This window comes from Curtobacterium sp. MCLR17_007, from assembly GCF_003234655.2.
GTDB lineage: Bacteria > Actinomycetota > Actinomycetes > Actinomycetales > Microbacteriaceae > Curtobacterium.
Genome location: NZ_CP126271.1, coordinates 1,318,722 through 1,342,673, shown reverse-complemented (window position 1 = coordinate 1,342,673; position 23,952 = coordinate 1,318,722). Strand labels below are relative to the sequence as shown.

General features: G+C 66.9%; 11 protein-coding genes. 10 read left to right on the top strand and 1 reads right to left on the bottom strand.

The window, feature by feature from the left end:
• Positions 1 to 4: 4 nt before the first annotated feature.
• The 10 genes from murQ to DEJ13_RS06320 all read left to right on the top strand — a co-directional run bounded on the left by murQ (position 5) and on the right by DEJ13_RS06320 (position 22,791).
• A complete protein-coding gene (murQ, locus tag DEJ13_RS06365; RefSeq protein WP_220037573.1) occupies positions 5 to 913 on the top strand; it encodes an N-acetylmuramic acid 6-phosphate etherase in 909 nt (302 codons plus the stop codon).
• A gap of 41 nt (positions 914 to 954) precedes the next feature.
• Positions 955 to 2,571, top strand: a complete 1,617-nt coding sequence (locus DEJ13_RS06360; protein ID WP_111106689.1) for a PTS transporter subunit EIIC — start codon at positions 955 to 957, stop codon at positions 2,569 to 2,571.
• Complete coding sequence (locus tag DEJ13_RS06355; RefSeq protein ID WP_111106688.1) at positions 2,571 to 3,626, top strand: MupG family TIM beta-alpha barrel fold protein; 1,056 nt, start codon at positions 2,571 to 2,573, stop codon at positions 3,624 to 3,626. The genes DEJ13_RS06360 and DEJ13_RS06355 overlap by 1 nt, the downstream gene beginning before the upstream one ends.
• Positions 3,627 to 3,697: 71 nt before the next feature.
• Positions 3,698 to 4,033, top strand: coding sequence for an NUDIX domain-containing protein (locus tag DEJ13_RS06350; RefSeq protein WP_258374072.1), 336 nt, complete (start codon positions 3,698 to 3,700; stop codon positions 4,031 to 4,033).
• Positions 4,034 to 4,287: 254 nt separating this feature from the next.
• Positions 4,288 to 5,142 (top strand): PASTA domain-containing protein, encoded by an 855-nt coding sequence (locus DEJ13_RS06345; RefSeq protein WP_181437009.1) that lies wholly within the window; start codon positions 4,288 to 4,290, stop codon positions 5,140 to 5,142.
• Positions 5,143 to 5,321: 179 nt separating this feature from the next.
• On the top strand, positions 5,322 to 8,288 hold the full coding sequence (locus DEJ13_RS06340; protein WP_111106686.1) for an SNF2-related protein: 2,967 nt from the start codon (positions 5,322 to 5,324) through the stop codon (positions 8,286 to 8,288).
• Positions 8,289 to 8,291: 3 nt separating this feature from the next.
• Positions 8,292 to 12,962, top strand: a complete 4,671-nt coding sequence (locus DEJ13_RS06335; protein ID WP_258374071.1) for an Eco57I restriction-modification methylase domain-containing protein — start codon at positions 8,292 to 8,294, stop codon at positions 12,960 to 12,962.
• On the top strand, positions 12,959 to 19,357 hold the full coding sequence (locus DEJ13_RS06330) for a DEAD/DEAH box helicase (protein ID WP_111106685.1): 6,399 nt from the start codon (positions 12,959 to 12,961) through the stop codon (positions 19,355 to 19,357). Before DEJ13_RS06335 ends, DEJ13_RS06330 begins: the two co-directional genes overlap by 4 nt.
• A 1-nt stretch (position 19,358) precedes the next feature.
• Positions 19,359 to 21,596 (top strand): 3'-5' exonuclease, encoded by a 2,238-nt coding sequence (locus DEJ13_RS06325; RefSeq protein ID WP_111106684.1) that lies wholly within the window; start codon positions 19,359 to 19,361, stop codon positions 21,594 to 21,596.
• Between the two features lie 10 nt (positions 21,597 to 21,606).
• Positions 21,607 to 22,791, top strand: coding sequence for a PD-(D/E)XK nuclease family protein (locus DEJ13_RS06320; protein WP_258374070.1), 1,185 nt, complete (start codon positions 21,607 to 21,609; stop codon positions 22,789 to 22,791).
• Here the strand turns inward: DEJ13_RS06320 and DEJ13_RS06315 are convergent, their stop codons facing one another.
• Entirely contained in the window at positions 22,792 to 23,811 is a 1,020-nt protein-coding gene (locus tag DEJ13_RS06315; protein WP_258374080.1) for an McrC family protein, read from the bottom strand.
• Between the last annotated feature and the right edge of the window lie 141 nt (positions 23,812 to 23,952).

Here is a 23,952-nt window from a genome sequence, read left to right as displayed (position 1 = left end):
ACCCATGCACCACGACCGCCTGCGCGACGAACTCAAGGACCTCACCACCGAGGCCACCGACGCGAGCCTCGACGACATCGACCTGGTCTCCACCCTCGAAGCTGCCCAGCGCATGAATGCCGGCGACCGCAGCGTGCCTGCGGCCGTCGAGCCGTGCCTCCCGGCCATCGCCGAAGCGGCCGACCGCATCGCCGCAGCGTTCGCGCGCGGCGGCAGACTCGTCTACGTCGGCGCCGGCACGCCGGGCCGGCTGGGCGTCCTCGACGCCAGCGAATGCCCGCCCACCTTCGGCACCGACCCGTCGCAGGTCGTCGGCGTGATCGCCGGTGGCCAGGTCGCGTTGACGACCGCCGTCGAGGGTGCGGAAGACGACGAAGCAGCCGCGGTCCGCGACCTCGACGCGCTCGGTCTGACCGAGGACGACGTGGTCGTCGGGATCAGCGCGTCCGGCAGGACGCCCTACGTGATCGCCGCCATCCGGGAGGCCCGCCGCCGCTCCGCCTGCTCGGTCTCGGTCGCGTGCAACGCGGGTTCGGCCGCGGGGCGGCACGCCGACATCGCCATCGACGTCGTCGTCGGCCCGGAGTTCATCGCCGGTTCCACCCGCCTGAAGGCGGGGACCGCGCAGAAGCTCGTCCTCAACATGCTCACCACGCTCGCGATGGTGCGCAGCAACAAGACCTACGGCAACCGCATGGTCGACGTGCGTGCCACGAACGCCAAGCTCGTCGCCCGGGCGTTCACGCTCGTGCAGGACGTGACCGGGGCCCCTGATGCGTCGGTCTCTGCTGCCCTGGCGGAGAGCGACGGCGAGGTGAAGACCGCCATCGCGGTGATCCTCACCGGGTCGTCCGCGGACACGGTCCGCCAGCGTCTCGCCGATGCCTCCGGTTCCCTCCGAGCCGTCCTCTGAACTTGCACCACCCCCTTTCCTTCCCCCGAGGAGCACCATCAATGACCGATGCACAGCAACTCGCCCAGCGGATCCTCGACACCGTCGGAGGCTCCGGCAACATCGCCGACGTCGAGAACTGCATGACCCGGCTGCGGGTCGAGGTCGTCTCGACCGACGCGGTCGCGCTCGACGAGCTCAAGTCCACCGACGGCGTCATGGCCGCGATCGCGGCCGGCTCGAACCTGCAGATCGTGCTCGGCCCGGGTCTCGTCGACCGCGTGGCCGTCGACCTGGAGGCCCTGCGCGCCTCCGCCCCGCCGGCTGCGGCTGGTGGGTCGGGTGCGTCGGGGGCCGCGGGTGCTTCGGGCTCGTCGGGTGCGTCGGGTGCGTCGCCTGACGAGCTGGCGGCGCGCGGGGCGTCGATCAAGGCGACGGCTCGGTCCCGTGCCGATGGCCGCACCATGCGCGCCATCCGGAAGATCTCCGCGATCTTCATCCCGCTCATCCCCGCGCTGATCGCCTGCGGTCTGATCGCCGGGATCAACGGCATCCTGACGAACCTGGGGTGGCTGCCCGGTGTGACGCCGTTCCTCGGCGTCCTGTCGTCCGGGTTCCTGTCCCTGCTCGCCGTCTTCGTCGGGATGAACGCCGCGAAGGAGTTCGGCGGCACGCCGATCCTCGGTGGCGCTGTCGGCGCGGTCGTCGTCGCGGCCGGGGTCGCCAATGTGACCGTGTTCGGTCAGACGCTCGCGCCCGGGCAGGGTGGTGTGCTCGGCGCGATGGCCGGCGGCATCCTCGCTGCGTACGTCGAACGCTTCATGCGCCGGCACACGCCGGACGTCATCGCGCTCATCGTCGTGCCGACGGTCACGGTGCTCGTCGCGGGGTCGATCACCCTGGGCATCCTGATGTCGGTCGCCGGGGTCGTCTCCGTCGCGATCGGCGGCGCCGCCACGTGGCTGCTCGCCAACGGTGGCGCCTTCGCCGGGTTCATCCTCGGCGGTCTCTTCCTGCCGCTCGTCATGACCGGCATGCACCAGGCCCTCACCCCCATCCACACCACGCTGATCGACCAGACCGGGTGGACCGTGCTGCTGCCCGTCCTGGCGATGGGCGGTGCCGGGCAGATCGGCGCCGCGCTCGCACTGTGGATGCGCTTCCGTCGCAACGAGGCGCTGTCGCGGACCATCCGTGGCGCACTGCCGGCCGGGCTCCTCGGCGTCGGTGAGCCGCTCATCTACGGTGTGACGCTCCCCCTCGGTCGGCCGTTCATCACGGCCTGCATCGGTGGGGCGTTCGGTGGCGGTGTCGTCGGGCTGTACGACCAGCTCGGGCACTCCGTCGGGGCGATCGCCATCGGGGCGTCGGACCTGTCGCTCCTGCCGCTGCTGAACGGGTCGTCGGGCTACGGCTGGGCGCTGCTCGGGTACGGGTCGGGACTGGTCGTGGCTTACGTCGTCGGATTCGTGGCGACGCTGCTGTTCGGGGTGTCCGCGTCGGTCAAGGCCGATCTCGAGGAGCAGTCGGTTCCCGGTGCGCCGCTTGACCTGGTGTCGTCGGCCGTGCCGGCTGACGCGACCGATGCGCCTCCTGCTGCCGGGGCTGCGGGTACTGCTGGTGCTGGTTCCGCTGCTGGTTCCGCTGCTGGTTCCGCTCGGGCAGGGGCTTCGCGCTGATGCGGTTGGGCGCGAGCGCGTACCTGGCGCATGCTTCGCTGGCGGGTCGGACCTTCTCGGCCGCGGCGGAGGCGGGTGCGACGCTCGCGTTCACCTCGTTGCACATCCCGGAGGACTCCGCCGCCGGCGCACGAGCCGCGGCGACCGCGATCGTCTCGGCAGCCGCTTCGTCGGGCCTGTCGGTCGTCGCCGATGTCTCCCCCAACACCGCTCGGCTGCTCGGCGATTCGCCGTGGGAGTTCCTGCGGTCGATCGGGGTGGCGCGGGTGCGGATCGACTTCGGGTTCTCGGTCGCGGAGATCCGTTCGATCGCCTCCGTCCTGCCGATTGCGCTCAACGCGAGCACACTGCGGGCCGATGACCTCGCGCCGTTCGCTGACCTGGATGTCGAGCTGATCCACAACTTCTACCCGCGGGAGTGGACGGGACTGGCGCTGGCTTCCGTCACATCGTCAGTGTCCGTCGCGCGGCAGTTCGGGTGGCGGGTCGGGGCGTTCATCGCTGGAGACTCAGTCCGTCGAGGGCCGCTGGGCGAGGGGCTGCCGACCGTCGAGGAGCACCGGAACTCGCCGCCACTGTTCCAGGCGCTGTCGCTCGTCGACGCAGGTGTGGACGACGTGTACGTCGGGGATCCGGCGTTGACTCATCACTCGTGGTCGCGCCTCGGGTCTTTCGTCCGCGAGGACCTCGTTGTGCTCGATGGGGTTGCGGCGCCGGGCGTGCACCCGGCGGTCATCGATGCGCTGGCGATCCCCGACCGGAACCGTCCCGACGCTGCCGAGGCGATGATCCGGCTGGAACACTCGCGGGAGCGGTTCGCCGGGTTGCCGCTGCCCGAGGTCGGCGGGCAGCCGAGGCCGGCGGGCTCGGTCACCGTGCAGTTGGCGTCGGCGGGAAGGTACTGCGGCGAGGTGGCCCTGGTGCTGCGAGACCTTCCACCCGATCGTCGGGTCGCCCAACTTGGCCGACTTCCCTCACTTCTGACAGAGCGAACCGACAGCTTGAAATCAGCTAATCAAGCGCTATCGATTCGGATCGCCACCAACCGAAATTGATTCGATCGTCGTCCAGCTCGGGCAGGACGGCGCGACCGATCACGGCGGGCCGCTCTACGTCGAGCAGGTCCGTGACCAGGTCGCCGGGGACTGGGGGCTGGGGGCTGCCGGGCACGTTCGTCCACGAGGGTGAACGGCTCGCTGACGCTGCGCTGCGGTGGCCGCGGGAGAAGGCCGGCGTGACCGGGCTCGCGCCGCGGCAGCTGCATGTGTTCGATGACCCCGTGCGGGACGACCGGGGTTGGGTGCTGTCGGTGGCACGCCTGGACGTGGTGCCGGCTGCTGCTCTGCAGACTGACGATGCTGACGGCGACCGGGGAGCGAGCGGCGGAGGGGCCGTGGAAACTGGCGGCGCTGTACCGGCCGTAGCGGTATCGGCCCGATCTGTGCGGAGAATCCCGACCTGAACCTTCGGAGCTCTGAGTGGGATGCGGGAAGCCGCAGGGTGTCGGCGGTCCCCACCCTTGGGGTAGTCACAGGTCTTCTGCTTCCATCGAGACCGACATATCGTTGAGTCATCCTCTCGACCGAACATCCCGGAGTCACGTTGTCTGCTTATCCCCCATCCGGACCGCCGATGGCCCCCTTCCCGATGGGGTCTCCCCCTCGTCGCCCGAGCGGATACGGAACGGCGGGTCTGGTTCTCGGGATCATTGCAGTCGTGTTCGGGTTCGTACCCGGTCTGCTCTACATCGGCTTCGTACTGGCCGTGCTCGCCCTCGTTTTCGGCGTGCTCTCGCTCAGGCGACAGGAGTCGAAGGGGATCGCGGGCACCGTGCTCGGCGGTTTCGGGCTCGTCCTCTCCCTCTTCTTCGGGTTCACCTACGCCGGCCTCTCGACGACGCCTGAGGTCGACGCCGCCGACAGCGCCGTGAGCAACTCCAGTCCGTTGCCCTCGTCGACGAGCGACAGCGCTGAAGTACCCGATGTCGTTGGCAGTTCCATGGCGGATGCCGCAACGAAACTGCGCGATGCCGGGTTCAATGTCAGTGCTCCAGGAAGCGAGAACGACGACATCGTCGCGACGCAGACTCCAGCTGCTGACGCGGAAGCTGGAACAGGCTCGACGGTCACGCTCACGCCGGTGACCGAGCTCGGTACGGCCGTCACGAACCCGGCGCCCGCAGGGACGAAGTTCGGTATGGAGACATGGGGACGCCCGGACGAATCGTCGCCGGACTACCGTCTCTGGTTCGACGAGTACAACGACAACTACGTCCCGGGAGATTCGTGGGACGCGCCAGATGCCGACAAGAAGTACGTCACCATCAAGGCGCACGTGGAAGCGATTGAAGCTGGTGTGAGCGCCGGACTTGCGACCTACGACGTCGCCCTGACCGATGCGGACGGCAACCTGTACGACGCGACCTACGTGACGGGTGTCGAGGATGTCCCCAGTGTCACGCTCGGAAAGGGACAGTCCACCGAGGGCACGCTGGTGTTCGAGGTGCCGAACACCGTCAGCGGAGGGGTTCTGTCTTTCGCCGACGGGGCGCGCTTCGTCAAGACCAGTTGAAACAAGACCGATCGCCTGTACACATACGGGATCGACCGCCTCACCCGGAGGGACGGTGCTCCTGGAGTGACCGTCAACCGCGACCCGTCATTCAGACGGGACGAGGGCAGCTACGGTGATGAACGCGTGCTGCGGATCATGACTGTCAGCACAGGGGTGAGAGGTAATACGACGTGTCGATGATCGAAGCAGTTCCGGGTGCTCAGGAGTCCCAGCGGCCGAACGTCGCGCCGGGGAGTGTCGTCCTCGTCCGCGACGCCGAGTGGCTGGTGCTCTCGACGGCGCCGACCGGCTCCGGTCTCCTCGTCACCGCTCAAGGGCTCTCCGAGCTCGTCCGCGACACCACGGCGACCTTCTACAGCGACCTCGACGACATCGAGCCACTTGACCCCGCTCAGGCGAAGGTCCAAGCTGACGACTCGTCGGGGTACCGCCGCGCGAAACTCTGGCTCGAGGCCACCCTCCGGAAGACCCCGGTGCCGCTGCACGAGGACGCACTCACCGTTTCGACGCAAATGCTTGCCGACCCGCTCGACTACCAGCGCGCAGCGGTCCGCAAGGCCCTCGACCGCGACAACCTCCGACCTCGCCTGCTCATCGCCGACGCCGTCGGACTCGGCAAGACGATCGAGATCGGGATGATCCTCTCCGAGCTCGTGCGGCGCGGCCGCGGCGAGCGGATCCTCATCGTGACGCCGAAGCACGTGCTCGAGCAGATGCAGCAGGAGATGTGGACGAAGTTCGCGCTCCCCTTCGTCCGCCTCGACTCCCTCGGGATCCAACGCGTCCGCCAGACGCTCCCGGCGACCCGCAACCCCTTCAGCATGTACAAGCGAGCCATCATCTCGGTGGACACGCTGAAGCAGAGCCAGTACCGCAGTCACCTCGAGAAGCAGCGATGGGACGCGGTCGTCATCGACGAAGCGCACAACGTCATGAACAACACGACGTTGAACGGCGAACTCGCGGGTCGTCTCGCACCACAGACGGACGCGCTGATCCTTGCTTCCGCGACACCGCACAACGGCAAGAAGGACTCCTTCGCACGACTCGTGCGCTTGCTCGATCCGACAGCGGTGACGCCCGAAGGTGACCTCATCGAGGACGAGGTGAAGCGGCTCATCATCCGCCGGCACCGGAACAGCCCCGCCGTCGCGATGGAGGTCGGCGCGGACTGGGCGGAACGGCAGGAGCCGAACAACGTCTTGGTGACCCCGTCTCCGGCAGAGACGGCCATCGCTGACGAGCTCTCGACGGTCTGGCTCCACCCGCGTGGCGGGCACTCGCCGTACTCGGGCGAGAACGCTTCGCTCTTCCCGTGGACACTCGCCAAGGCGTTCCTGTCGTCACCGAGCGCGCTCGACGAATCAGTGCGCGAGCGTCTCAAGCGACTCCGGAAGGGCGATGCTGACGCAGACGTGCAGCGAGAGATTGACGCGCTGGAGCGGCTCGAGCAGCTGACCCTCACTGCGCTCAGTTCGAGCTCGGGCAAGTACGACGCACTCCTGCAGCACGCGAAGAGCATCGGCGTCGGTCCGAAGTCCGAGGAACGCCTGGTGGTGTTCTCCGAGCGTGTCGCGACCTTGCACTGGCTCCGGCAGAAGCTCGCGAAGGACCTCAAGCTCTCGGACAAGCAGATCCGTGTGATGCACGGCGGTCTGACGGACCAGGAGCAGCAGGAACTCGTGGACAGCTTCAAGCAGTCTGCCTCCCCCATCCGCGTCCTGATCACCGGCGACGTCGCGAGTGAGGGCGTGAATCTCCACTCCCAGTGCCACGAACTCGTGCACTTCGACATCCCGTGGAGCCTCATCCGCATCGAGCAGCGCAACGGCCGCATCGACCGATACGGCCAGAAGCACTCCCCTCGCATCACGACCCTGCTGCTCGACGTCGACGATGACGAGTTCTCGGGTGACATCCGTGTGCTCAGGAACCTGCTCGAACGCGAGACCGAGGCACACGCGGCTCTGGGTGACGTCGCTTCGCTGATGGGTGAGTACAGCGCTGCCGCCGAGGAGTCGGCGATCCGCGACGTGCTGCTCCGCAAGCGCAGCTTCGACGACGCGGTGCCGACCGTCGAAGCGACCCTCGAGGACGGTGACGAGATCACGCGGCTCATGGCGGAACTCGCGGCTGAGCAGGCGAGCGAGAGCAGCAGCGAGGGCAGAGGTGTACCCGAGAACGCGCCGGAGAGCACGGCAGCTGGCGCAGAGCAGCGCGACAAGGCTGACATCGGCACCGGTCTGTTCTCCGATCTGGTCTCCTTCCTCGACACGGCGCTGGCCGAGCGCTTCACCGTCCCGACCGCTGACGTCGACCACGGTGGTGTCGCGTGGTCACGCACGAACGCGATCGCGCAGCTCGAACCGACCGCCGACCTTCGTCAACGACTCGAGGTCCTCCCGCAGTCGTACCTCCGAGACCGGCGGGTCACTGAGCGCCTCCTCCTGGCGACGACTCCGATCCAGGGCAAAGCCGAGGTCGACAGCGCGATCAATGACAAATCGAGCCCGTCGACCTGGCCACACGCGCACTTCCTCGGTCCGCTGCACCCCGTCCTCGACTGGGCTGCCGACAGCGCACTCTCCAGGCTCGGTCGGAACCGGGTCTATGCCGTCCGCGGCGCCGTGGACTACCCCGTCGTCCTCGTCCATGCCACCCTGACGAACCGAGCCGGCCAGGTCGTCGCAGGTTCCTTCCTCACCGTCGACTTCCCCGACGTCGAGCAGCACTCGTTCCACTTCACACAGCCGCACGCCGACGCGCGCGCGGCGCTGGCCCACGTCGGGTTCACGTCCGACGTGAAGACGAACCCGGGTGCGATCGACGCCGCACCGCTGCAGCGGTTGATCCCCACGGCAGTCGAAGCCGCCCGCAGCCAGGCGGTCCAGCAGATGGAGGCAACGGCAGACGACATCCGCCTCCGTGTGCATCAATGGGCCGCGCGGATCGACGACTGGCAGGGCTCAGCGGCTGAACAGACCCAACTGCGCGGGCTCCGAGAACACCGCGACCGTGTCGACGACGAATCAAAGCTCGTGGACCGCATGACGCCGAACCAGCACTTCGTGCGTCCCCTGCTGGTCGTCGTCCCCGCGGACAGCCCCACAGCCCCCGAAGAACACCCTGGAAGCGAGCACTGACGCGTGGGAAACCTGACCTCGGAAGCGATCGTCGTCGGCGAAGACTGGATCAGCGAGCACTACCTCACCACCGACGCGAAGTCGCAGTCCTTCCAGAGCCGGGTGCTCGAGCGTCGGGCAGCCTGGGACGCCGACGACGCAGAGGGACGCACGTCGACGCGCTCTCGCTTCACCGCGAAACGTGCCGAGCTGATGGACCTCCTCGCCACCGTGAATCCGGAGGGCGTCGATGATGCGGCTGACGGCCAGGAGGCTCTCCACGCCCTGTCGACGCACCTGCGGTCCGTCCTCGGGTACGTCCAGGGCGTCTTCAACCTCGACGAAGCAGGTCCGGTCCGCCACGTGGCCATCCACGGACTCGAAGACGCAGCGCCGCTGGCTCTCATCGACGCCAAGCCAGTCGCGCAATTGGAGGACCTTCTCACCAAGGACGGCGAGACGCTGCTGTCCGCGTGGACGCCGGACGACGACGACCCGAAGCCGCTGACCTCGGTCGTCCGTGCGCTTTCGGTCCTGTTCGAGGGGACTGCGAAGTTCGCTCTCGTCTTCGCCGGCCGCTGGCTCCTGGTAGCCGAACGCGATCGTTGGTACGAGGGCCGCTATCTCGCGCTCGACATGCAGCTCGTGTGCGAGCGGAACGACGCGAAACGCGGCGGTGAGATCGATCGTGTGCTGACGTGCGTCGAAGCTGCGTCACTCGCCCCAGACGGCGACGGCGATGTGTGGTGGACCTCGACGCTCGAAGACGCGGTCAAGCACACGGTAGGCGTCTCGGAGGACCTCCGCGAGGGCGTCCGCGAGTCGATCGAGATCATCGCGAACGATGTCGTGCAGCGCCGTCTGCAGCGCGGGCTCGAGCCCCTGCCGAAGGACCAGGCACAGCCGCTGGCCAAGCAATCGCTGCGGTTCCTCTACCGGATCCTGTTCCTGCTCTACGCCGAGGCATCCCCTCAGCTCGGCGTCCTCCCGGTCAACGCGCCAGAGTACGAGAACGGCTACAGCCTCGACCGACTCCGCGAACTCGCGCTCGTCGTGATCGAGAGCCCGCAAGGTGAGCGTGCCACGCACCTCTACCAGTCGCTGGACGTGCTGTTCCGCCTTGTGGATCGCGGCCACGTTCCCGAGGCGACGGATGACGACGGAGCCGAGCCGGGTCTCCAGTTCGAGAGCCTGCGTGCAGACCTCTTCAGGCCGGAGGCGATCGCTCTGATCGGCGAGGTCGGTCTCAGTGACCAGAATCTGCAGCAGGTGCTCCGGCGGCTGCTCCTGAGCAAGGAGTCGAAGGGCAGGGACCGGGGCTACATCAGCTACGCCGATCTCGGGATCAACCAGCTCGGTGCGGTCTACGAGGGCCTCATGTCCTACACGGGCTTCTTCGCCGAGGAAGACCTGTTCGAGGTGGCGCCGAACGGAGATCCGTCGAAGGGCTCGTGGGTCGTCCCCATCCGACGTGAGAGCGGCATCGAGTCACACCACTTCGTGACACGGGAGGACCCGATGACGGGCCAACCGAAGCGGGTGCGCCACCCCGCGGGCTCGTTCGTCTACCGACTTGCTGGTCGTGAGCGTCAGCAGTCCGCGTCGTACTACACGCCCGAGGTCCTGACACAGTTCACGGTGTCGCAGGCGCTCGAGGAGCTGCTGGACCAGGACGGTCAGCGAACGAGCGCGGAGGACATCCTCTCCCTGACGGTCTGCGAACCCGCGCTCGGCTCGGGAGCGTTCGCGATCGAGGCGGTCCGCCAGCTCGCGGAGCAGTACCTCAAGCGGCGCGAAGAAGAGCTCGGTGAACGCGTCGACCCGGACGACCGGCCGCGCCAACTGCAGAAGATCAAGGCGGCGATCGCGCTCCATCAGGTCTACGGCGTCGACCTCAATGCGACCGCCGTCGAGTTCGCCGAGATCACGCTCTGGCTCGACACCATGTCGGACGGCCTCGAAGCTCCGTGGTTCGGCCTGCACCTCCGTCGCGGCAACTCGCTGATCGGAGCCCGCCGCGCGGTGTACGACAAGTCGTCGATCTTGAGCAAGGCATGGCTCAAGCAGGTGCCGCGGGACGTTCCGCTCCTCAACGAAACGGAGCTCGCCGAAGGCAAGCTCCGCGCGTCGACCGCCGGCGCCGTGCACCACTTCCTCCTCCCCGCCGAGGGCTGGGGCAGCGCGGTCGACGCGAAGGAAGCGAAGGAACTGGCGCCGGAAGCGCTCGCGGCGTTGAAGATATGGCGACGCGGGATCCTGGCGAAGCCGACCTCGAAGCAGATCGACCAGCTCATCGCGCTCGCCTACCGAGTCGAAACGCTGTGGGACCTCGCGAGGCGTCGACTGACGATCGCCGAGCAGGACATCCGCCGCGACATCCCGCTGTGGGGCCGCGACCGACCGGACTCCGAGCGGAAGCCCGGCGTCTCTCGCGAGGAGATCGAACGGACTCTGAATGATCCGGACGGCGCGTACCAGCGACTCCGCCGCGTGATGGACGCGTGGTGTGCGATGTGGTTCTGGCCGCTCACGAATACGCTCACCGATGGTGCGACCCCGCCGACGCTCGACGAGTGGATCGCGACCCTCCGAGAGCTGCTTGGAGAGCAGACGGTCGCAAAGCCGAAGGCGGTCGCTCAGGGGCAAGTCACGTTCGGCTCATCGCAGTCTGGCTGGGAGGCGCTGAACGACGAGGAGCGCGACGACCTCGACTTTGCGAGCGCGCGCCACGTCGTCGACGTCATTCGAGACCACCCATGGCTTGCGGCATCGCAGCGGATCGCCGAGCAGCAGGGCTTCTTCCACTGGGAACTCGAATTCGCCAGCGTCTTCGAGCGCGGCGGATTCGATCTGCAGGTGGGAAATCCGCCGTGGGTGAAGCCAGATTGGAATGAGGCTGCCATGCTCGCGGAAGGCGATGCATGGTGGGCGCTCACTGCAAAACCTTCGACAGCCGAGGCTGAACAGCGGAAATCGGAAGCGCTCACAGTCGCCAGCTTCCGGGGCGAATTCCTAGACAGCCTGACGACCATCGTGGCGACGAGATCCGCGGTTTCAGCACGGACGGAATACCCTCTGCTCGACGGGCTACGGCCGGACCTCTACCGCTGCTTTATGGCGCAGACGTGGAGCCACAGCAACGGATCAGGATCGATCGGGCTCATCCATCCTGAGACCCACTTCACGGATGAAAAGGCCGGGAAGCTGCGCACTGAGACCTACGGACGCATACGCCGTCACTGGCACTTCCTCAATGAGAAGATTCTTTTCGACATAGACGATAAGGCCTCATTCGGGGTCCACGTTTACTCCTCACGGCGCGGGTATGTCACCTTCTTGATGGCGACTTACATCTATCACCCCGCTGTCGTGACGCGATCGCTCGTCGTCGAGTCGAGCGGGCAAGAGCCAGGCTTGAAAGACCCGGAGGGGAACTGGGACGTGCGACCCCATCAGTCCCGAATCCAGACAGTGACGGAGGCAACGCTCGCAACGTGGCACGCGGTCCTCGAGGACGAGTCGGTTCCGGTGCGTCAGTCGCGGATGGTCTATGCGGTGAACCGTTCGACCGCCGCGGTGCTCGACAAGCTCTCGAAGAGCAAGCGCATCGGAGACCTCCAACTTGAGTTCTCCGGCGGCTGGAACGAGACAACCGACTTCAAACGCGGCTTTTTCAATAAGTCCTGGGGGCCGGTCGCGTCCTGGGATGAAGTAATTCTGCAGGGCCCGCACATCTTCGTAGGCAACCCGTTCTACAAGTCGCCGAACCAGACGATGCTCCACAACCAGGACTGGTCTCCGATCGACCTCGAGACGCTCGCCCCGGACGCGATGCCCGTCACCGCGTACAAGCCAGCCGGCGACCGCGCTGCCTACGACTCCGCGTACACCCGTTGGGGCGCCGAGAAGCGTCCGGCCCGCGGCTTCTACCGAGTGGCATGGCGAAGGATGGCGGCGAATACCGGCGAGCGCACATTGATTCCAGCCATCATTCCTCCCGGTTCGGCACACGTCGATGGCATCTATTCCGCGGCCACCGAGAGCGCATCAGATCTCCTTTTGGCGGCAGGGTCACTCTCAAGCCTCGTGTCCGACGCGGCGACAAGGGCGGTCCCCAAGGGCGACATTCGAGCCGGGAGCTTAGCCCGACTGCCCCTGGCACAAGGCGAGCTTGCGAGCCTTATCCGTCACCGAGTAGCCCGTTTGGAGTGTGTGACGAGTGCTTACTCCGCGCTCTGGCTACGAGCATTTGAAGATGTGTGGCAGACCGACAACTGGGCCTCCCCTCGTTCCACCGTCCTGCTGGCAAGTAAGTCAGATGACTGGACGGTGAGCGTCCCCCTACGGCGGGCTGCGGACCGGCGACAGGCACTCGTCGAGATCGATGCTCTCGTCGCTCTGTCTCTCGGCTTGACCGCTGACGAGCTGTGCACCATCTATCGGACACAGTTTGCCGTGTTGTACGGGTACGACCGTAACGTGTACTTCTACGACGCGAACGGCCGCCTGGTGCCGAACGAGGTGCTGAAGGTGTGGCGACAGAAGCAGGATGCAATCAGCGAAGGAGAACGGACCGCGACGAACGCGTCTGGGAACACGTACACGTACGAGTTACCGTTCCGGACGCTCGATCGCGAGGCGGACATGCGCCAGGCGTACGCCCACTTCGAACAGCTCTTGAAGGGAGAGGCATGAGCGAGCTCCTCCCCTCCGTGCAGGCCGGCGAGATCACGAAGGGGCTTGTCGACTTCCTGACGACGACGTTCGCGCTGTCGGAGCCCGAAGCTCAGACGACGTTGCAGCAGTTCCTGCAGGACCCGGAGGACGGGATCTTCCGGGGGCCGTACGTCCGGCTTCGTCTGCCGTTCCGCGCAGCGGATCCCGGCTGGGAGACAGCGCTCGAGTGGACTCCCCCGATTGCTCCGTACGGGCACCAGGCGGAAGCGATCGCCCGGCTCTCGAGTTTGCAGACGCCCGAGCACGACGGCCCGCAGCCGACGCTGGTCACGACCGGGACCGGTTCGGGCAAGACCGAGGCGTTCCTCTACCCGATCCTCGACCACGTCCTCCGCGCGAAGCGCCAGGGCGTCGAGGGGATCAAGGCGCTCATCCTCTACCCGATGAACGCGCTGGCCAACGACCAGGCGCGACGCATCACCGACCTGATCATGACCGACCCGGCGCTCGGTGGAATCCGCGCAGCGCTCTACGTCGGCGAGGAGGGCCCGCAGCGATCAACCGTGACGAAGGACGGGCTCATCACTTCGCGCCCCGCGATGCGGGAACAAGCGCCGGACGTCCTGCTCACCAACTACAAGATGCTGGACCAGCTCCTGCTGCGTCCGTCGGACGCGACCCTGTGGGACCAGAGCGCCACGAGCCTCCAGTACCTGGTCCTGGACGAGTTCCACACGTACGACGGCGCTCAGGGAACGGACGTGGCCATGCTGCTACGGCGGCTCGGCCTCGCCCTCAAGGGACGGTGGGGCGAGGACGCCTTCGAGGAGGCCGCGCGACAGCGACCGCTCGGAATCGTGACGCCGGTCGCGACGTCGGCGACGCTCGGCGACGGCGGCGACCCGAGCGCGATGGTCGCGTTCGCGAACACGGTGTTCGGCGGAGGATTCGATGCGTCGAGCGTCGTCACTGAGACGCGGCTGTCCGTGGACGAGTGGGCTCGTGAGTCCATCGAGTCGATCGAGAAGCTGCACTTGGCACCGGTTCCGGTGATCGACGCACGCGCCGCGCAGCTCCAGGCGCGACTCGGTGGGCAACGCCGCAGCCCGGAGGAGATCACGGCCGCGGTGCTCGAGTTGTTCTACGTCGCGATGGAGGACGAGGACGGGCAGGAGCGCTACGAAGCCGCGCTTGCTTCGGCGACCGACGAAGCAGACCGACTCGAGCTCGAGTTCGCGCTCATGCTGGCTCATCCCTTCGTCCGCGCGCTTGTGACCGCGAGTGAGCAGGCAACGTCCCTCGCAGAGCTCGCACGGACGCTGTTCCCCGACGAACTCGTCGCCGGCGAGCGGCCCGCAGACCGTGACGACGCTCGCCGAACCACGATCGTGATGGTGCTCGCCGCGCTCAGCCACCTCCGTAAGGAGTTCGGACGCCGGTCCGTGTCGGTCGATCTCCATCTCTGGGTCCGCGCGCTCACGCGCGTCGACCGGGCAGCGCAGTCGCTGCCGGAGTTCCGCTGGGCCGACGATGGGGAGCTGCGCACCGATGTCGGGGCCGGAGACACCGCCGCCGAGATCGCACCAGCCTTCCCTGCGCTCTACTGCCGGCACTGCGGTCGCAGCGGCTGGGGCGTCGAGCTGGCGCCGACTGGTTGGGACCTGGCACAGACGGATGCGAACATCCGTCGGAACCACGCCAACAAGCAGTCGAAGAGCCGGTTCCGGGCGCTCATCCACGCCCCCCGCGAAGGGGAACTGGCCCTCGCTGGGGCGAGTGACGACGACGGCCTGACCACCGGCCCGTGGTGGTTCCGCGTCGCCGACCGACAGATCACCAGCGAGCGCCCGAGCGCGGACGACGAGGGCATCGCCGTGCCGGTCCTCACCCTGACGGGCAACGACGCGGACGAAGAGTCGCGCGACGACGTCTGCCCAAACTGCGGCAAGACGAACGGCATCCGATTCCTTGGATCGGCGATCGCCACGCAGTTGTCGACCGTCGTCACGACCCTGTTCGGCGATCGGCACCTCGACGACGGCGAGAAGAAGGCGCTGGTCTTCACCGACAGCGTGCAGGACGCCGCGCACCGAGCCGGCTTCATCCAGAGTCGGGCGCGCGTCTTCAACCTGCGCAATGCCGTGCGACAGGCCGTCGCGGAGGAGACGACGCTCGATGACATCCCGGCGGCGATGATGGCATCTGCCCAGACGCCGAGCGAGCGGTACCGGCTCCTCCCGCCAGACCTCGCTGAGCGCGAGGGCTTCCGCGCGTTCTGGGACTCGGACAAGGCAGCGTCGGCGGTCGTCAAGAAGCGCGTCCAGCGACGGCTCGCCTTCGACCTCGCACTTGAGTTCGGTCTCGAGTCGCGGGTCGGGCGGACTCTCGAAGAGACCGGCAGCCTGGCTGCGCACGTCGAAGCGGGGCCGGCAACGCGACTGGAGGCGGTTGGTCGTGTTGCCGTCGAAGGTCTTGAAGTCGAGTGGTCACTGAACGACGCCGGTGACGGGCTGCTCGACGCAGCTTCGGTGGTCCGATGGGTGCGCGGCATCCTCGAACGGCTTCGGGAACGGGGCGCGATCGACCACCCGTGGCTGAACAAGTACGTCGAGAACGACGGCAACCGCCACTGGGTGTGGGGCGGCCGACCACGGCAGGAGGGCATGCCCGCATTCCCGCGGGGTCGGGAAGCACCAGCGTTCGCGCGGGTGGGCAAGAAGACGACCGGCGCACGCGAATCAGCGCTCGACACGGTCACCTCCTCGCAGAGCTGGTACGCACGGTGGACCGCTCGCTGCCTCGGCGTCGTCCCGTCTGCGGGTGAAAAGCTCGCTCGACGGCTCTTCGAGACGCTCGACCGCGAAGGGATCGTGACGTCGAGACCGATCGCAGGCGGTGATACCCGCGCCTACGGCCTGGCGCCGAGCAGCATCATCATCGGACCGGTCTCAGGAGCCGGAGTCGGCCAGACACTCGTGTGCAACACGTGCGAGACCGAGACGCCGTCCGCTCACATCACCGCCGATCAGCTCGCTGGTGGCCCGTGCACCACGGCGCGATGCCCGGGAACGCTCCTGCGCAAGGACGCGAAGCCGGAGAACTTCTACCGCGACCAGTACGACAAGGGGCAGATGCGCCGGGTCGTCGCTCGCGAGCACACGAGTCTGCTCGCGGACAAGCTGCGGCTCGACTACGAGACCCAGTTCAAGAACAGCGATGCGAAGCCGGACGCCCCGAACGTGCTCGTCGCGACACCGACTCTCGAGATGGGCATCGACATCGGGGACCTCTCGACCGTGTTCCTCGCTGGGCTCCCCCGCACCGTGTCGTCCTACCTCCAGCGGGTCGGTCGCGCCGGCCGGCTGACGGGAAACGCTCTCATCCTCGCGTTCGTCCTCGGACGCGGTGACCAGCTCCCGAAGATCGGCGATCCGTCGTCGGTCATCAACGGAGCCGTCCGGCCCCCTGCGACCTACCTGAACGCGGTCGAGATCCTGCAGCGTCAGTACACCGCCTTCGTCATCGACCAGCTCGCCGCGGACGGATCGTTGCCAGAGATCCAGTACGCGCCGAAGGTCTTGAACGACGCCGAACCAGGCTCGTTCCTCGACCTGGTCATCACAATTGCCGAGCGGCACGTGGACCAGCACCTGGCACGCTTCACCGGCGCCTTCGACTCGCTGAACCAGGAAGTGGCCGGCGGGTTGTCCGACTGGGCCCGGCCCGTCGGGTCGGAGGCTCGGTCGAGTCAGCTCGCTCGGACGTTGCTCGACGCGAGCCTGCACTGGAACCAGGAACTCGAGCGGCTCCGGATCCGGACGAAGGCGATCGAGGAGTCGTTACCGGAGCTCAAGCGCATGGCGGAGCTGACGAAGGAGAGCGAGGACGTGTCGGCCCACAACGCGGCTCGGGCCTCGCTGCGCTTGGCGAAGAAGCAGGCCGGGCAGCGACGGACTGAGTTCTGGGTCGCGGCCCTCGAGCGGTACGGAGTGCTCCCGAACTACACGCTGCTCGACGACCGGGTCCAGCTGGACGTCGGGCTCACCTGGGTCGACCCGGAGTCCGGTGAGTTCGCGGAAGAGCAGCGGAGCTACGAGCGAGGACGCAGCCGGGCGATCAGCGAATTCGCCCCCGGCGCACACTTCTACGCGCAGGGGCTCGACGTGACCATCGATGCCGTCGACCTCGGGACCGACGGCGAACGCGTCCGGACCATGGCTTTCTGCCCAGACTGCGGTTTCGCCCAAGACCTGGACGAAGGTGCCGTCGCGACGTGTCCGCGGTGTTCGAGTACCGCCATCGCGGACGTGGACCAGCGACTGCGCGTCGTCGAGATCGAACACGTCTCGGCGGAGGTCCGTCGCGACGAGTCGAGCATCAGCGACTCCAGCGAGGACCGCGAGCGGGTTCGCTTCACGGTCCAGCTCGCCGCCGACCTCGACGAGGCCACAATCTCGGCGCAGTGGTACGTCGACGAGGTCGGATTCGGCTGCAAGTTCGCGCGTGCGTTGACCTTGCGCTGGGTGAACCTCGGTCGGGCAGGCCTCGGGGCGACGCGGTTCATCGCCGGCGCAGAGCACGCTTCACCACTGTTCCGTCTGTGCAAGGGCTGCGGGAAGCTCGACCGCGAAGGCGACACGAACAACACGTGGGAACACCGCGTCTGGTGCCGCTACCGGAAGGACCGGTCCGAGCACACCGACACGATCGCGCTCACGCGGACGCTCACGACGCAGGCGATCGTGCTGCGTGTCCCCCCGTCGATGACCGTCGGTGACGCGTTGTCCATGCCGAGCCTGTCCGCCGCGATCCAGCTCGGTCTGCGCGAGGTGATCGGTGGTGACCCGGACCACCTTCACATCAGCACCATGGCCGAACCCGTTCCGGGCGAGGAAGTCAACAACCTCGCGCTGCTGATCCACGACACCGTCCCCGGTGGGACCGGCTACCTCGCCGACCTTGCGGACCCGTCGCGCATCCGCGAGGTCTTCGAGCGGGCCCTCGCCGCACTCGAGCGCTGTGACTGCGCCACTGACCCCGTCCGAGCAGCGTGCGACAAGTGCCTGCTGCCCTTCGCTCCTGGTGGTGACGTGGGCAGCGTGTCGCGTACGAGTGCGCTGCACAATCTCCAGGTGCTCCTGCAGTTCCGTGACGGCGCCGCGTCGGACTGGTCGACAACTGAGATCGATCCTGGCGTCCAAGACCCGGAGTCACACCTCGAGCAGTGGTTCAGAAAGGTCTTCAAAGAGCGCGTGACCGCCCTCGGCGCGAGCCTCAAGGAGATCCCGGGCGAGTGGGGTTCGACGATCCAAGTCACGCTTCCGGGACAGCACCGGACGTGGTCGTTGCGACCGCAGCAGCTCGTTGGAGGCACTCGACCGGACTTCGTGCTCGAGGCATCGGGAGCTCATGTTCCGCCGGTCGCGATCTACACGGACGGGTTTGCCTACCACGCATCACCGGCGAATCTTCGACTCGCGGACGACGCGATGAAGCGCCAGGGTCTGCGCGATCTCGGCTACCGCGTCGTTGCGCTGACATGGGACGACCTGCGCCGCCTGCGGGACGGCGAAGCGGAGCCCGATCTGAACGTCTTCGACCCCAGCTCCTCGTTGAAGTTCGCCGGGCCGTTCCAGCTCACCCCGGCAGACGTGAAGATGCTCGAGGAGAACCCCGTCACGATGTTGATGGGTTGGATCCAGAACCCTGAAGAAGCCGCTGCGCGAACGGAGCGTCTTGCAGATGCGCTCCCGATCCTCGCGATACCGCGCGGCCGGATGGTCACCGAATCCGGCTCGATCGTGGAGCAGGCGATCGTGCTTGCGCTCGACAGCGCCGGCTCACTCACGGCCGGTCCGACGTCATGGACGCTCCGCTCTGCGCATCTCGCGATGCTCGCGCGGCGTCCCGTCGGCGTGAAGGGCACGACGCCTCCCGAAACAGCGCTCGTGCTCGACGACGGCCCTGAAGCACTGACCGCGCCCGGCTTCCGGGAGGCTTGGCAGCGGTGGCTCCGACTGTCGAACCTGCTCGGTGCCCGCCTGGCGGAACCAGTGACCATCACGACGGCCAGCGCCGCTGCTGTCGTTCCGGTGGCCCATGCAACTCCGGCTCCTGAGGAGACGCGTGATGATCTCTCGTCGGAGTGGAAGGAGTTGATCGCGCTGGCTGAGCCAGAAGAGGCATCGATCCTCGGACAGCTCGCCGAGCTCGGCGTTGCCGTTCCCGTTCTCGGTCACGAGACGACTAGTGGGCTCCCGGTCCCAGTGGCCTGGCCGGGGGAACTCATCGCACTCGACGCAGGGTTGACCGACGCAGACCGAGACGAACTGCTCGGCGATGGTTGGTCGCTCGTGTCGACGTCGGACGCGCCCTCGCTCCTCCGACTATCCCGCAACCAGAAGGACTCCTGACATGCCTTTGCTCGTCATGGCGAACATGCAGCAGAAGCTCGAGAAGGTCGTCCAGTTGAAGCTGTTTGCCTTCATGGCGAAACTACAGACCGACGACACTCTGCCCGGGCTGCACATCGAGCCGATGGTGAATGCAGCGGACCAGCGCGCTCGCACCGGTCGTGTCGATCAGAGTCTCAGGGCTGTGCTCTACAAGATCGAAGTACCGTCTGGACCGACCACATACGTGTGCGCAGGTGTCTACGAGCACGACGAAGCCATCAAGATCGCCAAGTCGCAGATCCTTCGGGTGAACCCGGTCAACGGCGTCACAGAACTGATCGCTGCGCCGGCGCCCGTAGTGCCGGCACCACAAGATGCGTGGACTGCGCAGAAGCAGTCGACGGCTTCGCCGCAGTCGTTCCTCGAACCGTTCAGGTACACGATCGACGACTTGACGAGCTCACTCGGCTTCGACGTTGAGACCGCGGAACGTCTCCTCGCGATCCAAGCCGAGGACGCACTCCTGGCGTTCGCCGAGTCGCTGCCCAACCAGTGGCAGCAGAACGCGGCACTCGGCCTCGCTGTCGGTGACTCGATCGAGGGGATCAAGACGTCACTTGGCCTCGGCGCTCCGGAAGCAGACGAGGCCCGCCCGGCAACTGACGAGCATCTCGTCGGGGTAGTGTCCGGTGTCACCACGGATGAGGCCGAGGCCTCGAAGCTCTTCGTGTCGCTCACGCGCCCTGCGTCGCAGATGCAGTTCACGTTCGTTGAGGACGACGAAGAACTACGGCGGGTCATCGAAGGTGGTGATTTCGGAGCGTGGCGGGTCTTCCTGCACCCTGAACAACGCGCTTATTCGACGCGCGCGTACAAGGGGCCGTTCCGACTCACTGGCGGGGCGGGTACCGGCAAGACCGTTGTCCTCCTTCACCGGGCCCGTGAGCTCGCTCGGGACGACAAGGCACGGGTGGTGCTCACCACCTTCACCCGAACTCTGGCCGGGATGCTCGACCGTGACTTGCGACGGCTCGATCCGCAGCTCCCGCGCGCAGCGCAGCTCGGCGAGACCGGTGTCCTCACCGCGGGAATCGACCAGCTCGCTCACTCGGTCCGGGACGCCGCGGAGCCAACTCGGTGGGAACGGGCGTCGATCGAGGCCATCGGTTGGGACGCCGAGCGTTCGGCTTCCCTGGTCTCGAATGCCACTGGGTGGGACGAAGCCCTGTTCGACGCCAAGCCCGACCTGCCCGGTGAGCTGCAGTCGCCCGCCTTCTTGGAGAGCGAGTACCTCCAGATCATCCTGCCCAATGGAGTGACGTCACGAGCGGACTACTTCGCTGCCCGACGTCCCGGCCGCGGGGTGGCGCTTGACCGGACGAAGCGAGCGCAGGTGTGGTCCGTCGTCGAGCAGTTCCGGCGCAACGCACGAGCCCATCGCCGGCTCTCGTGGGCGGAGCTCTCGTCCGTGGCGGCTGCGTACCTCAATGCGCACCCCGAGGAACGGCCTGCAGATCACGTCCTCGTCGATGAAGCCCAGGACCTGACGCCGAGCCACTGGGCGATGCTCCGCGCTCTGGTCGGGGAGCACGGCAACGACCTCTTCGTCGCCGAGGACTCGCACCAACGGATCTATGGGCAACGCGTCGTGTTGTCGCGTCTGGGCATCAAGATCGTGGGGAGGTCGCGCCGCCTGACCTTGAATTACAGGACGACGCAGCAGAATCTGCGGTACGCGCTCGGTGTGCTCGAAGGTGGCGAGTTCACGGACAGTGAGGGCGGCGTGCAGGACGAGCACGGGTACCGATCCGCGCGGCTCGGGCCCGAGGTGCAGGTTCGCGGACACCAGACGCCTGCGGCGCAGTACGACGCGCTCGCGGCACAGATCGAGGAATGGACAGCGAAGTCGGGCGACCCCGAGTCGATCGCCGTGCTCGTCCGGACGAAGACCGCGACCGAGACGGTGGTTCAGCAGCTCGCCACGCGCGATGTGCCCGCGACGGAGAAGTCCGCACGCGGCAAAGTGCGGGTGATGACGATGCACAGCGCAAAGGGCCTCGAATTCTCCCGGGTTGTCCTGTTCGACGTGTCGGAAGGTGTCGTCCCGAACAAGCTAGCCCTACAGCATGCTGCCCCTGAGGAGCGGGCCGACGCCGAGCTCCGCGAGCGATCGCTGCTGTACGTCGCGGCCAGCCGCGCTCGCGACGAGCTGATCGTCAGCTGGCAAGGAGCACCTTCTTCGCTACTGGCGCGGTGACGGAGTCGCTGTGGCTCTTGACGAAGATGCTTTGACGCGCATGGTGACTGGGCTCGTGCCGACGATGTCGAGGAGTCTGGCCGAACAGTTCAACGTGTTCCGGGTGATGCACCACGGTACCCACGAGAAGCAGTTGTCGAACGTCTTCGCGTGGCTCCTGCGTGCGGATGCGACACATCACCTCGGAGACCTGTTCCAAGGCATCTTGCTCTCACGCATCAACACAGCGCGCCCCTTCGGTGATCAGCTGCCGCTCTCCGGATTCCGCGTGCTGCAGGAGGTGGACACGACGATGGCTGCCGAGCCTGGCAAGGACATCGCCGACATCGTCCTGCTGCGTGACGACACGGCAGTCATGATCGAGAACTTCGAGACGTCGGACGGCCACGGGCACGACTACGAGGGCTACCTCGCCTACGGCAGTGCAAACGGGCGACGGAGCGTCGTCGTGATGCTGTGCGCACGTCGGGAACACCAACGCTTGATGATGGGCTGGGAGGACGCCGCCGTCATCCCCTACTCGGAGGTTCTCGACGATCTCCGAGCCCATCTCAACGCGGATCGCCGGTGGCGGAGTGAAAACCCCCGGCAGGACGTGTTCATCAACGAGCTCATCGATCAATTCGTGGAGGGACCGCAGGCGATGACGGTGCAGGAACAGTTGGAATTCATCAAGACCATGTGTGAGACCGGAGAGTCCGATCGGTACGGGCGACGCCCCATCGTGTCAGTCGCGGAGGAGTTCGCGGCGCAGATCGCCCTGCATGCCCAGCGGCAGTTCGAGGACAGCCGGCGGACCCTCGGCTTGGTGAAGCGGTCTCTGCGCCAGTACGCCGATCGCGTGATTCGTCGTCAGGTCAACGAAGTGCTCCGTGATGATGCGATCCTGTCTGTCTCCGCGAACTACCAAGGACAATGGGAGTGGTGTTCGACACTCGCCACACCGGAAGGTGAGCCGACGATCTTCTTGGAGTTCGGCCCGACCGCCGCGACGCAGAACGAGCGAGCTCCGGAGCCTTTGAGCACACCTGACTACTCGAGGGTGTTCGTCACGCGGGAGGCCGGGGCAGGGATCGATCGCATCGTGCAGACGCAGGTGACGCTCGACGAAGTCCTGGCGGGGCTTGCCGACGACGACCAGCGCCTCTCCCGAGCCGTCACTGCGCTGATTCAGGAGCGTCCGACGCAGTCCTGATCAGGAGAGTCGTGCCTTCCACTCGAAGAGCGACGACAGCTGAGCGGAGATGTGGTTGACCGGTTCGTCGAGGTCGAGCGCATGCTGCTGTACCTCGGGGCCGTCGATGACAACCACCCGACGTGGGTCCGTGTCACCGGCCGCGTAGACGAGATGGCCGACGTCCAACCCGAACCTCTGGCAGTACGCCGCCATCTGGTAAAGATCAGCGTTCGGGTACTGCCCGTGCTTTTCGACCTTGTACTTCACGTCGATGCACGCCCGCACCACCCCATCGACGACCCACACGAGGTCCGGCGCGATCTTCACCGTCCCTTCGACATCGAGCGTCGACGCGTACTGCGACACCAGCTCTCCCCCGTACGGCTTGAACGCCTCTCGCAGCGCAGCCGACACGAAGTCTTCGAACACCGACCACATGTCGACGAGGAACCCTGACGCGACGACCGACCCCGCGCGCTGCTCGACCGAAGAACCAGACAACGCGAGCGACGCCAACGCCAGCGCCGACGAGTACCGCGCGTTCCGCCGATCCGCACGCACGACGGGCACGGGAGCTCCGACCGGGATGAATGACACCCCGTCGAGCACCCTCACGATCCGCCGCAGCGCCCCGAGAACATCAACCGGCACACCCGGCAGCCGCAACAACCGCGTCGCAGCCGTCAACAGCACCTGGTTCTCCGCGATGTCCTCCACGTAATCGTCGAACGACACCTCGACCGGCAGCGGCTGCCCACCCCGCCGCGTCAGCTGGTCGCCAATCCGCCACCGCCCGCGCACGAGCGGCAGCGCGTCCTCACGCGTGACGTACCCGCGCAGCGGCCCTCCGGCGAGTGCCCGCGAGGCCTGCCGCACGAACGCATGCGCCAACGCCGGCACCAGCTCGTCGTCCTCCTCGAACCCGAAGTCGTCCTCGGTCCAGATCGCGCTCCCGGCCCGCGCGTACCCGAGCATCGCGAACAGCCGCCGCACCGGCGTCTTCGGCTTGAGCCACACCGTGTGCCCCGCGATCCGCACGACGCCGACCTTCCGGACACCGCTCACGCGGTACTCGTCCGCGCCGAACGTCGGAGCGACAGTCGCGATGTTCGCCGCCGCAAGCCCGACGGCCACCGCCCGAGGCAGCCGGTGCACCACCGGCTGGTCCGCCTCCCGCAG